The organism is Longimicrobiales bacterium (assembly GCA_028823235.1).
GTDB lineage: Bacteria > Gemmatimonadota > Gemmatimonadetes > Longimicrobiales > Gaopeijiaceae > UBA2589.
On the sequence record JAPKBW010000006.1, the window covers coordinates 1 to 13,105 of the forward strand.

The following is a 13,105-nucleotide window of genomic DNA, read 5'->3' on the forward strand; positions in this document are numbered from 1 at the left end:
TAACAGACAGTCGTATTGAGAACTTCAAGCGCTTGCTGCCGAAGGCGAAGAGGGCCCCACACCGAGGGATCACACCATCACTGCGTGACCATACGAATCAACTGCTGCAGCCGCTGCTTATGCTCCTCAAGTTCGGTGACCAGAATCTCGAGCCGCTCATACATGTCGGCTGCCGGCTTCTGATCTGCTCGCTGCGTGTTGCCGTACAGATAGTTGAACTGGTCTCGCAGCATCGGCTCCGGATAACTAGTGATCGTGCGGTCCGTCAGTAGTGCCCGCTCAATCTCCTTCAGGTCGTCCGCCACGTCTGATCCTTCCGCCGCGCGCACCTGAGCACTTTGGAGACGCTCTATCGTCGCGTCGGCGTCTTCGATCGCCGTGCGAACCTGAATCCCTAGGTCGTACTGCGCCTGGAGGTCCGCCTGCGTGACCCCGTCCGCGGCGACACGCGGATCCATGATTACCTCGAACGATCGCTCTGAGGTCTGTCCGTCGACCGTGAGTCGTGCGGTGTAGCGACCCGGCACCACAAGTGGTCCACGACCCGATCCGCCTGGACCCGGTACCGTAAAGTTCCAGACAAACCGGTTCAGACCCTGGTTCAGGGTGGGTGCGGCAGCGCCTGTGTTCCTTTGGAACGGACCGCGCATCTCCTGCCCCGTTTCGGTCGTCATGCCCGGCTCGGTGCTCTCGAAGGACCGCATCGTTTCACCAGACGCCGATACGATCTCCATCTGAATCGATCTGGCCTGGGTTGGGAGCATGTAGTCCAGCTCCGCACCGTTCGTTGAATACTGCGGCTCGTCAGGCGCGCCGCCACCGAAGCCACCACCACGCAGTCGGTAGGCATCCTCCGGCTGGTAGAGGAACGCGCCACCAGCTGCCATAGCCTGATCGGCCTGACGAAGCGGAGAGAGGTTGTCCATGATCCAGAAGGCCCGCCCCATCGTAGACAGCACGAGGTCGCCCTGATGGACTTTGATGTCGGTGATCGGCGTGCGCGGCAGATTGAACTGGAACTTCTCCCAGCTCTCCCCGTCGTTGAACGAGATGTACATCCCGAACTCGGTCCCGGCATACAGCAGACCCTCACGCTCCGTGTCCTCACGCACCGCACGGGTCGCGTGGTGTGACGGGATGCCATTGTTACCGGGCGTCAGGAGGGTCCAGCTCTCGCCGTAGTCTTCGGTCTTGTAGATGAACGGTGTCAGGTCGCCGAGTAGCGTGCGATAGCCCGCGAAGTACGCCTTCGCTGGATTGTGCGGCGACGGGTCAATGGTCTGAATCCGACCCTCTGGTGGCATGTCGGCCGGAGTAACGTCCTTCCACGTCTGGCCGCCATCCCTTGTCACCTGAACGAGGCCATCGTTGGCACCGGTCCAGATGACCCCTGGAGTCAGCGGCGATTCCTCGATGGTGTACAGAACCGAGTAGTGCTCCTCACCGGTGATGTCCCGCGTGATCGGACCACCCGACACCTGCTGCCGCTCCGGACGGAAATCGGTGAGATCGGGGCTGATCTGCTCCCACGTCACACCCTCGTCCGTCGTCTTGTGAACGAACTGAGAACCGTGGTAGACCGTGCTCGCGTCGTGCGGCGACACCTCGATCGGAACGGTGCGCTGGAAGCGATAGGTGAGTTCCGCTGGATTCACACCGTACAGATTCGCGAAGCCGACGTAGTACTGCTTCTCCTGGCCCGTGACCTGGTTGTACCGACCGAAACGACCTTTGCAGTTGGCGTAAACGATCGTCGGGTCACCCGGCTTCGGAACGGCGGGTCCGGTCTCACAACCACCGACCGCCTGCCAGTTGCCCTGATGTCCGCCCTGCGAGCCAGTGCCCGGTGGGTTACTTGGCACACGAATCGTGCTGTTGTCCTGCTGGCCCGCGTAGAGCCAGTAAGGGAATTGGTCGTCAATATCGACCTGGTATAGCTCTGCGGTCGGCTGATTCGACTGCGTCGACCACGTGCTGCCACCGTCAAGCGTGACGTTGGCCCCGCCGTCGTTCGACTGAACCTGAATGAGCGGGTTATCCGGGTTGATCCAGGTATCGTGGTTGTCCCCATGCGGCGTCTGCCGGCGCTCGAGGGTCACCCCACCGTTGGTCGATTCGTAATAGCCCTCGTTGTTCACGTAGACGTGATCCGCATCGGTCGGATCGGCTGTCACCCCGGTGTAGTAGAACGGCCGGTTCATGATGCCGCGTGCGTTGCTGACCATCTTCCAGCTCGCACCGAGATCGTCGGAGCGATACAGGCCCTCATCGGGGTCGGTGGTCTCGACCAGCGCGTAGATCCGGTTCGGCATATCGGCCGACACGGACAGATCGATCTTTCCAATCAGTCCAGCTGGCAGGCCTTCGGACAGGTACTCCCAGTTGTCGCCACCGTCGGTCGACTTCCAGATTCCGTCCTCTCGAGCCGAAGCCTCCATGCCAGAGATAATCGTCCACGGCCGACGCTGCCCCCGCCACATTGCGGCGTAGATTTCGTTCGGATTGGCCGGGTTGATCTCCAGGTCGATCGCACCGACCGAGTCAGAGGTGAACAGCACCTGATTCCAGCTGCGCCCCGCGTCCGTCGTGCGGTACACGCCGCGATCAGGTGTCTTTGCCCAAGGGTTCCCGAGTGCGGCGACATAGGCCACGTCAGGGTTATTGGGATCAATCTCAACAGCTGCAAGCTGTCCCATTTCCACCAGGCCGCGGCGCTCCCAGGTCTCTCCGGCATCACCAGAGTAGTACAGGCCACGCCCGCTGATCACGTTCGAACGGATGCCGTCAGAGCCGGTGCCGACATACACAATGTCCGCATTGGATGGGGCAACACGGATCGAGCCGATCGAACCCGTCTCGAAGTACCCGTCAGAAATCGGGCGCCAATTAGTCCCATAGTTCTCGGTCTTCCACACACCACCACCGGTCGCTCCCATATAGAAGGTCAGCGGGTGATCACGGTGTCCAGCCACCGCAGTAACGCGACCACCGCGAGACGGGCCGACGTTGCGATAGGAAAGATCCGAAAAGTCTCGCTCGACACCGGACATCTCGTCCTGTGCTGAGACCTGCGCGGGAGACAGTGCCGGGACTGCGGCCAGTGCTAGTGCGCATGCCGCAGAGGCAGCGGTGCGAAGTACGAAATCAGACGAGATACGACTCATGGTAGGTCCTGCTCCGACTGTCGTTCTTGAAGAGGACGGTGAGAATGCCCGCCCCGACCCCGAGGGTCAACCAAAAAGACACCCGAAGGCCTACTCGCGCTGAGCTGCTCTTCGAAATTCCTATCTATATCGGAATCGAAACCGGGGCAGCGGCAGCGGTCTTCACCGTGGCGAATGGCTTCAGGTTCCAGTCACTGCCCCAAAGAGCCCAACGAAGACAGAATCTGGTCGGCGAGGTCAGATCTCGCCGACCCAGTCCCGAAACACGTCGCACATCTCCGCCAACGCTTCGCCGTCCGTGCGCCCCGATCGCTTCAGGACATGGAATCCGTGATCGGCGCCATCGACGATGTGAAGGGTAGGCGTGGGGGTCACCTCGTCGAGAAGAAGGGTGAGGAGATCCAGGTTCGCCAATTTGTCGCGAGTACCCTGCAGGAACAGCATGGGGAGTTCGACATCAGCGAGGTGAACTCCACGCTCGGCCGAGTCGCGCCCAGACGGGTGAAAGGGGAATCCGAAAAACACCAAACCCTTCACGCCGGGAAGTGGCTCCCTTGAGGCAGCCGCAGATGCCATGCGGCCACCCATCGACTTGCCTCCGGCGAACAGGGGAAGGCCCGGTGCCAGGAGCGACGCTTCCGTCACCGCAGAGCGTACGGTCTCAATGAGTATCGGTGGACGATTTGGAGGCTTCTTGCCTGCCTCCTTGTAGGGGAAGTTGTATCGGAAAGAGGCGATCCCACGGTCCGCCAGTTGACCTGCTGCGGCCTCCATGAACGAGTGCTCCATGCCGGCCCCTGCACCATGTGCGAACACGTACAGGCACGTGGCATCGGTGGGGCGCATCAGAATGCCCGACACGTCACCTGAGGAGTTGGTCGCCCAAAAGGTGTGGCGGGAAACCTTCATCGCCTCTCCTCTTCCTTCGTCAGAATATCCGGTACGCTATGAACGCTCCGGCGTACCCCAGAAACAGCATGTAGCTGAACTGGAGTATGGGCCACTTCCAGCCCGCCGTCTCACGCCGCATCACCGCCACCGTGGACATGCACTGAAGCGCGAATGCGAAGAAGACGAGCAGTCCGATCGCCGAGCCGCGTGTGAGATCTCGCTTGAGTATCTCCTGGAGCGCGACCGCCTCTTCGTCAGCAGTTTCGACACCGTAAATCGTGCCGAGCGTCCCCACAATCACTTCGCGAGCGGCCAGAGACGTCACGAGTCCGACGCCGATCCGCCAATCAAAACCCAGCGGACGGATCACCGGCTCAATCACCTGTCCAATCTGGCCTAGCGCACTCTCTTCGATGCCGGGTGCGCCGAGCTCGGTGCGCGGAAACTGCATCAGTATCCACAATACGATTGCGACCGCAAAAATGACCCGGCCGGCACGGCGTAGAAAAATCTTGCTGCGATCGAGCAATCTCAACGCCAAGGTGCGCAGCGATGGAATCCGATACGGAGGCAGCTCCATCAGAAACGATGTCGGGTCGGCCTTCAAAATCGTCCGCTTGAGGATAAAGGCGGTTCCGATCGCCGCGACGATACCGAGGCCGTAGAGCCCGAGCATCGTAGCCGCCTGCGTGCCAAAGAAGGGCCCGAGGATGGGCTCGTTGGGGATGAAGGCCGCAATGAGCAGGGCGTATACAGGGAGTCGCGCCGAACACGTCATGAACGGAGTCACGAAGATCGTGGCCATCCGATCGCGTTCATCATCGATCGTGCGGGCGGCCAGGATCGCCGGTATCGCACACGCGTACCCCGAGAGCAGGGGCAGGAAGGCGCGACCCTGAAGGCCAACCCGGAACATCATCCGGTCGGCGATCACAGCAGCCCTCGCCATGTAGCCCGAGTCCTCGAGAATGCCCAGAAACAGGAAAAGGATGAGGATCTGGGGCAGGAAGATCACCACAGATCCGACACCGGCCCACACGCCATCAACCAGGAGAGATCGGTACCACGTATCCGGCATCGTTGTGGATAGCCACTCACCCGAGGTGCTGATGCCGAAGTCGATGCCATCCATGAGCGGCACCGCCCACGTGAAGATCGACTGGAATACGAGCAGGACCACGCCGAGGAATATCAGCGGGCCCCATACACGATGTAGAAAGATGCTGTCGAGACGATCACTCATTGCAGAAGGCCCCGGCGGCACGAAGTCCGCACCTTGGACCACCTCGCTGACGAGTTTCCTTCTCGCTGCGAACGCGTCGACAACCGGAAGGGAAACGCCTCGGCCCTGGTTGCTGAGCGTGCGCTCAACGTACTCAGTCGGGCCATGGGACGTGTCGATGCCCGCGAGATACGCACGCACCCCATCGACGCCTTCCCCACTCCGGGCGCTCGTCCGGGCAATGTCGACACCCAGACGCTCGGCGAGCGCCTCATCGTTCACGCTGCCTCCACGCTCTGAGAGCTCGTCACACATGTTCAGCACGAGCAGTGTCGGGAGTCCCAGTTCCAGGACCGGCTCGACAAGCATCAACTGGTTCTCGAGACGCGTGGAGTCCACGATCAGGACCAGTGCATCGGGCGGACGAATGCCCTCGACCTTGCCTTCGAGAACGTCGCGCGTGACCCGCTCATCGAGCGTTCGTGCGGAGAAGCCATGTACGCCGGGAAGATCGACCAGATCGATCTCACGGTTTGTGTCGAGCCGTACCTGCCCGACGTGCTTCTCGACGGTTACGCCGGGGTAGTTGGCGACCTTCTGACGAAGCCCTGTCAGCTGATTGAAGAGGGTCGTCTTCCCTGAATTGGGAGGACCCACAAGAGCAACGAGTGGCTCGTGCCTCTCGGCTATCGCAACGGTCGCACCATCAGCGACGGGGGGGTGCAACTCATCCAATAGAGGAGGACCGCCTTAGTCCGCGTCCTGGAACTGCGAGAGAATTTTGACGCAGAGGCAGGCCGCCGTCTCGCGTCGCAGCGCAAGGAGTGATCCATCCACCGAGACAATTGGATCGCCGCCCGGCGAGGATCGCACGGGGCAGATCCGGCATCCTGGCAGTACGCCACGCTCCAGAAGCGGCTCCGCCAGGTGTGCCGGCAGATCGATGCTGACGAGCTCAACTTCCTGACGCAGAGGGATGTCCCCCAGCCTCAGATCGGCCCCGTCCTGCTCGTTCTTCGCGACCGGCAATGCCTGCACGATGGACTTGTTCCTCCTCGTCTCACCCTGATACGACATGGATGAGAATGAAATTGACTCTCAACTAAGGTACACGGGCGCGACGCACCGCGAAAGCCGCGCTAACGGTAGAGACACAGCCCCACTCCGTTGCGCTGAGACCTCGTATAATGCAGAGAGTCTCCCGACCCCCCAGAAAAGGGGGCGGGAGACTCTAAAATGCGTCAGCGAAAGCCGTCGCGTCAGCTCTGCTGATACATGTGAACATCGCGCTGAGGGAACGGCATCGAGCATCCCGCAGCCTCGAGGCCTTCTTTCAGCCCTCGCGTCAGATCCCACCGTGTCGTCCAGTAGTCCTCGGCCTTTACCCAAGGCCGGACGACGAGATTGACGGAGGAGTCTCCCAACTCATGTACAGCGACAACCGGCGCCGGATCAGAAAGCACCCGTGTGTCGGAGGAGATGATGTCCATGCATGTGCGCACCGCTACACCGAGGTCATCACCGTAATCCACACCCATGACGAGGTCGATGCGCCGAGTGTCGTTCGTTGAGAAATTCTTGATCGTGGTGCCGAAGATCTGCGAATTCGGCACCCGAATCTGAACGTTGTCTGCCGTATGCAGGATACACGAGAAGATGCCCACCTCCTTCACTACGCCGGAACCACCGCCCACCTCCACGAAGTCGCCGACGTCGAAGGGGCGGAAGGTCAGCAGCATGATGCCCGCCGCAAAATTTGAAAACGTGCCTTGGAAGGCGAGGGCGATCGCCAGACCAGCGGCACCGAGCACTGCGACAAACGATGCCGTGCTGATACCGAGCACCCCCATTGCGGTTACCGCCACAATCACGATTACCGACACATGAATGAGTCCCGACAAGAACGGAATCATGATCTCGTCGATCGGACCCTTCTTGAGCGCCTTGCGAGCAAACGCCCGAACCCATCCGGCGAACATCCACCCGAATATGAGAACGGCTATAGCGGCCACGAACTTCGGGGCCCAGGAGGCCACGGCCTCGGTCGCAAAGGCCATGAATGCTTCAAAATCCATCATTGGATACCTCAACACGCGTTAGGAGAGGCCAGCACCTGCAGCGCAGGTCATGCGACTTCAGCCCGCGACCAGTCTCCAGATCTGGGCCACCAGGAAGCACACTACGACACCCATCACGACAGGCATCATGGTGGCGACCGCGGTCCATTTCAAACTCCGCGTTTCCTTGAAGATTGTATAAATCGTCGTAGAACACGGGTTATGGAGAAGGCTGAACAACATGAGGTTCACCGCCGTGAGCAACGTCCAGCCCCCGGCCCTCAGGTACGCACCGGTCGTCACGAGCGAGTCCTCCTCGAACATGACACCAGCCCCGGCACCCTCTCCCGCGAGTTCAGGAGTAACGAGAACGGTCAGCATCAGAATCGTGGGGATCACGATCTCGTTCGCTGGGATTGCGACGACATAGGCCAACAGGATGACCCCGTTTAGCCCGAGGACGAGCCCCGCAGGCTCGAGCCAGTCGACTGTGTACTGGGCAATGCTCACCCCGCCGAAAGTGATGTTCGAAACGAGCCAGATCGCGGCACCGGCCGGGATGGCGAAGATGATGGCGCGCCACAGCACAATCAGAGTGCGATCGATAATCGACGTATACAGCGTCTGGAGGACGCGGGGGGGGCGATACGGAGGTAGCTCGAGGCTAAAGCTGGTCGCCTCGCCGCGCAGCACCGTGCGAGACAGCAGCCAAGATGAGAAAAACATCATCACGATGCCGAGCACTGCGATGCCCACGACTGCTCCCGCACTCACAAGCCCTCCCAGGTGCGTCGGTGCGAGGGCTCCAATAAAGATTGTCGCGATCAGGATCTGGGTCGGCCACCTTCCGTTACATAACGAGAAGTTGTTAGTGATGATCGCGATGAGCCGCTCTCGCGGGCTGTCGATGACTCTCGTTGCAACGACGCCGGCGGCGTTGCAACCGAATCCCATGCACATCGTGAGCGCCTGCTTCCCATGTGCCCCTGCTTTCTGAAACATCGAGTCCAGATTGAAGGCCACGCGCGGGAGGTATCCGAAGTCCTCCAAAAGCGTAAACAGCGGAAAAAAGATCGCCATCGGAGGCAGCATGACACTGATGACCCATGCCGTCGCCAGATATACGCCGTCGAGCAGAAAGCCATCGATCCACCACGGCACGCCTATCGCTGCCGAAATGCCCTTGAGCCAGGTCCAGCCGTGGTCGATGAGAAGAGTCGCCAGCATCGATGAAGGAACGTTGGCTCCCTCGATGGTCAGCCAGAACACCACTGTTAGGATGAACAGCATCAGCGGGAACCCGAAGGTTCGACTCGTTAGCAGCTCGTCGAGCTTCCGGTCGAAAGAGAACCCGACCTTCGCAAGCCCTGTTTTCTGCACCTTGTGAGCGACCTGCTCTGCAGCGGCGTACGCGTGCTCAGTCACGATGTCGTGAAAGTCAGGGGGCAATTCCCACCGTAGTCGCGTGGCCACGTCGAGCAGCCGCTCAGACTCTTCCTCGGGGGGCGGCGACACACTGGCCCATGATTCGTCGTGGATAAGTTGCCCCAGTTCCCCTGATCGCACGGCTTCCTGAACGGCCTCGTCGGCGTTCAGCAGGCGGAGGGCAACCCATCGTGCGTTAGGCACCTCGGGGTAAACCTCTTCCACGGTGGGGACGAGGCCGGCGATCGCTCGCTCCACCTCCGGGGCGTGTTCCGCGAGGCGATACGGCGTACCCACTCGTTCACCCGTGGCGACCTGGTGCGCTGCGGTCAGCAGCTCCTCGATGCCGATGCCCTCGCGAGCCGTGCCGGGTACCACGGGGACCCCAAGTTCCTTCTCGAGTTTTTTCGGGTCCACCGCGATTCCGTGTCGCCTGGCCTCATCCATCAGGTTCAGGAAGACGACCACGCGATCCGTAATCTCAAGTATTTGAAGAACGAGATTCAGATTTCGCTCGAGGCGGGTCGCGTCGACCACTACGACCGTCACGTCTGGTCGACCGAACAGAACGAAGTCGCGCGCGACTTCCTCATCCACGCTGCCGGCTTGCAGAGAATAGGTGCCTGGAAGGTCTACGACCTTCACGCGATTGCCTTCGTGAGCGAATGCGCCCTCGGCACGAACGACCGTCTTACCCGGCCAGTTACCCGTATGCTGACGAAGTCCTGTGAGCTGATTGAAGACCGTGCTCTTTCCCACGTTGGGATTCCCGGACAGAGCGACCAGATAGTCCCACTTGTCTGGGCTCAGCCCGAGGCGAATCAGGCTACTCTGGCGGTGTTCCGCACACGACCCGCACGGACTGGTTGAGAGGGTGGCCATCAGGCGACGTCCTCGGACAGAGCGGCGCTCATCGAAGGGACGTCAATCCGGATCCACGTGGCCTGCTCGCGTCGCAGTGCGATCAGCGCACCACGAATCGAGTACGCGATCGGGTCACCTGACGCGCTGCTGAACACCGCCTCGATCTCCGTGCCTCGGACCACTCCGAGGTCCAGCAGCCGCCTGCGCTGGGAGCCTTGGCACGCAGGCGAAATCCCGACAACCTGAGCGGACTCCCCAGGGGACAGATCGGCGAGGGTCGCTACAGGAGCATCGGCTCGCTCACCCTCTGGGAGCATCCGGACCGTAACGTTGCGACAGACGACATTGTCGAGCGTGCGCTCACGCCCGTGTGATCGCAGGCGAACCCCGCGGTCACTTCTTTCTGCCACTTCGAGTCGAGTCCCCAGGTCGAGGCCATCCCGTAGAAGCGCGTCGTAAATGACACGGGGTTCATCTTCCAGATGTACGATCTCAAATGTGCGCCCAACGTCCGCGCTCACGAGCGACAGACGTTCGACCACCGGCAGCTCTCCACCCGCTGTGGGAATCGGATCTCCATGGGGATCCCAAGCTGGATGCCCAAGCCGGGCCGCCAGCGCCTCCGCCTCTTCCGCGGACAGGGCGTGCTCCATTCTTTCTGCTTCCGCATGCCACTCACCTGCGGGCACCCCGGTCCGGTCCGCCAGGTACCGTTCCCAAAGACGATGCGCACGGACCAGCCGCAGAGCTGAGTTGCGGCCCGCGTCCGTGAGCTTCGGGCCCGAAGCTTCGTTGCGTACCAACAGGGACTCGGCCAGCAGCTTCAACAGGTCGGCTGCCCGGCCTGTGGACACCTCGAGTTGCCCGGCAAGACTTTCAAGGGAGACATCTCTTCCAATGCTCTCACAGGTATAGACGTGTTTGACCGCATCCTCGAGAAGCACCCGTTCGCTGAGGCGCACAAGTCTCAGGTACCTGGCCACGACACCCCACTTCGGCCAAACAAGCAGTCCTGATAGAACACAGAGGACGCCGAAAACGGTGAGTGCGATTGTAGGATTAAGCATGGTGCCCGCTCCGCGCACGGCATTGCGCGATGATGAGAATATTTAGGCTTACCTAAATTTCATCTCACGGGAAGTTTCGTCAACCCGTACCGGTCCGTGGACACGCTGCCCTCACGGATCGACAGTGTGTTGCCCACCTCGCGGGGCGGCGCGAATCTCAACGTATGCCGTTGCAATCACATCCTCTCTCAGCGAGCCCCTGGCTTGCCACCGCACTCCTTGCCGTGGGGCACCTCCACGCTTCCGGGCAGATTCCCGACGTCTCGTCGATCTGTTCTGACCGCCCGCCCGCCACGGGGGAGTCGCTCTTCTCCGCCGACCGGGCAGTGCCGGAGCGCACCGGGTCAGATGCAGCCCGCCCGGCGTCCGACCTCTACTGCATGGACCTCTTCTCGACGACCCGAGGAGGACAAGCTGCCGGGGTGATCGAGCTTCGAAAGCCATGGTCCCCCTTCGGGGTCACGGTCACGGCCGAAGGGAGACATCGACACGATTTGAAAGCATGGATCGCTCGACTGCCTGACCCCTCATCCCTCGGGCCCTACACGACCTACGTGGCCTGGGCGACGCCCCTCGCGCTCGATCCCGTGATCAAACTCGGCGAGGTAGCGAACGGTCTGAACAACCTCGGCGAAGTGGCGTTCAACAAGTACCTGGTCTGGGTGACTGCGGAAGCGTCCGCCGATGTCGTAGAGCGGAGCGGGCCGCTGATCATCCGAGGTCGCTCCCCGTCGAGCCGCATGGAAGCGCATGACCTCCTTGCCCTAGCACCGTCGGCAGAGATGGGTGTGCCCGAGATGACGGGCGATGGGAGCGACTGGACGATGCCCCCGATGTATGCCGGCGTCCCAATGCTGCCAGGGGTGATGCAGTCGCGGCCCGTCGTCGCGCCATTCCGGCCTGCGGTGGATCTGAACACGCTCCCCGCTGCCCGGCCTCGCGACATCGTGACGCTGCCCGATGGGGGCACGCTGGACCTGACTGCCGGCTTCGTCCGGAAATCGGTGGCCGGTCGGGACCTCGTGATGATGGCATTCAACGAGCAGATCCCGGGGCCGCTGATCGAGGTCACGGAAGCCTCGACGATCTTCGTGAACTTCACAAACGACACGCCGCTCCCAGCGGCCGTCCACTGGCACGGTCTGCGGCTCGACAATCGCTACGACGGAGTCCCGGGGGTCACGCAGGACCCAGTACAGCCAGGCGAAAGCTTCCGGTACACGATCCACTTCCCCGATCCCGGGATCTACTGGTACCACCCGCACCATCGCGAAGACGTGTCTCAGGAGTTGGGACTCGCGGGCAACATGCTCGTCGAACCGCTGGCCTCAGACTACTACAACGAGGTCGACCACGAAGAGGTCGTCATGCTGGACGACCTCCTGCTCGGCGCTGACGATGTGGTTCCGTTCGGCGAAGAGTCTGCGAACTACATGCTCATGGGACGCTTCGGGAACGTCTTCCTCACGAACGGTGAGCCGGAGTACGGACTCGACGTAGATCCCGGCGACGTCGTCCGATTCCATTTCACAAACGCATCCAACACCCGCACCTTCAACATCGCGTTCCGCCCCACGGACGCCCCCAATGGCGAGCCGCTGCCGATCAAGGTCATCGGATCAGACGTTGGCAGATTCGAGCGGGAGTCGATGTCGGAGAGCGTCACTCTGGCCCCCGCTGAGCGGTACGTCGTCGAGGTACTGTTCCCCGAGGGCGGAGCTTACGCGATGACCAACCGCGTGCAGGGCATCAACCACCGTCAGGGACTTTTCCTGGAGGAGTCGGCCGTGCTGGGCCAGATCACGGTTTCGGGTGCCACCTCTGAGAGCGCCTCGGATCACGCTCATGACTTCGAGTCCCTTCGGACCCATGACGCGGTCGTCGAGGATATCGACCGCTATCGACCGCTCTTCGACGGACCCACCGACCACGAGCTCGTCCTTACACTCGAGGTCGACAACCTGCCGATGGCAATCGAACAGTCCATGAACCTCGACTGGATCTACTTCAACCCCGTCGAATGGAGTGGCACGATGCCCGTCATGAACTGGGCAACGAGCGGGGCCGAGGTCCAGTGGCTTCTACGGGATCCCCGAACTGGAGCGCAGAACGACGCGATCGACTGGGCGTTCAAGGTCGGAGACGTGGTGAAGGTGCGGGTCACCAACGATCGGGCCGCGTTCCACTCCATGCAGCATCCCCTGCACATCCATGGACAGCGCTTTCTTGTTCTTGAACAGAACGGTGTGCCGAACAAGAACATGGTCTGGAAGGACACCGTCCTGTTGCCGGCGGGGTCCACAACGGACATCCTCCTCGAACTGTCCAATCCGGGGCGATGGATGGTGCACTGCCACATCGCCGAGCATCTCGAATCCGGAATGAAATTCGTCTTCGACGTCGAAGGAAACTGAC

8 protein-coding genes are annotated in these 13,105 nt (G+C 61.3%); 1 reads left to right on the top strand and 7 read right to left on the bottom strand.

What is annotated here, in order from left to right:
• Positions 1-77: 77 nt before the first annotated feature.
• From OSA81_04670 to OSA81_04700, 7 genes are all read right to left on the bottom strand, one after another.
• The gene (locus OSA81_04670; GenBank protein ID MDE0898290.1) at positions 78-3,164 is read right to left on the bottom strand and encodes a hypothetical protein; all 3,087 of its coding nucleotides are present in this window, start codon (positions 3,162-3,164) and stop codon (positions 78-80) included.
• Positions 3,165-3,401: 237 nt separating this feature from the next.
• Positions 3,402-4,073 carry a dienelactone hydrolase family protein gene (locus tag OSA81_04675; protein MDE0898291.1) on the bottom strand — a complete coding sequence of 224 codons (672 nt, stop codon included), beginning with the start codon at positions 4,071-4,073 and terminating at the stop codon, positions 3,402-3,404.
• A 19-nt stretch (positions 4,074-4,092) separates the two neighbouring features.
• A complete protein-coding gene (gene feoB / locus OSA81_04680) occupies positions 4,093-6,003 on the bottom strand; it encodes a ferrous iron transport protein B (GenBank protein ID MDE0898292.1) in 1,911 nt (636 codons plus the stop codon).
• A 24-nt stretch (positions 6,004-6,027) separates the two neighbouring features.
• Positions 6,028-6,354, bottom strand: coding sequence for a FeoA family protein (locus OSA81_04685; GenBank protein ID MDE0898293.1), 327 nt, complete (start codon positions 6,352-6,354; stop codon positions 6,028-6,030).
• Between the two features lie 182 nt (positions 6,355-6,536).
• The gene (locus OSA81_04690; GenBank protein MDE0898294.1) at positions 6,537-7,355 is read right to left on the bottom strand and encodes a mechanosensitive ion channel; all 819 of its coding nucleotides are present in this window, start codon (positions 7,353-7,355) and stop codon (positions 6,537-6,539) included.
• A 57-nt stretch (positions 7,356-7,412) separates the two neighbouring features.
• The gene (gene feoB / locus OSA81_04695; GenBank protein MDE0898295.1) at positions 7,413-9,641 is read right to left on the bottom strand and encodes a ferrous iron transport protein B; all 2,229 of its coding nucleotides are present in this window, start codon (positions 9,639-9,641) and stop codon (positions 7,413-7,415) included.
• Positions 9,641-10,690: a metal-dependent transcriptional regulator gene (locus tag OSA81_04700; GenBank protein MDE0898296.1), complete on the bottom strand. Its 1,050-nt coding sequence runs from the start codon at positions 10,688-10,690 to the stop codon at positions 9,641-9,643. Before OSA81_04700 ends, feoB (OSA81_04695) begins: the two co-directional genes overlap by 1 nt.
• A 164-nt stretch (positions 10,691-10,854) precedes the next feature.
• Between OSA81_04700 and OSA81_04705 the strand changes: the two genes are divergently transcribed.
• Complete coding sequence (locus OSA81_04705) at positions 10,855-13,104, top strand: multicopper oxidase family protein (GenBank protein ID MDE0898297.1); 2,250 nt, start codon at positions 10,855-10,857, stop codon at positions 13,102-13,104.
• Position 13,105 lies beyond the last annotated feature (1 nt).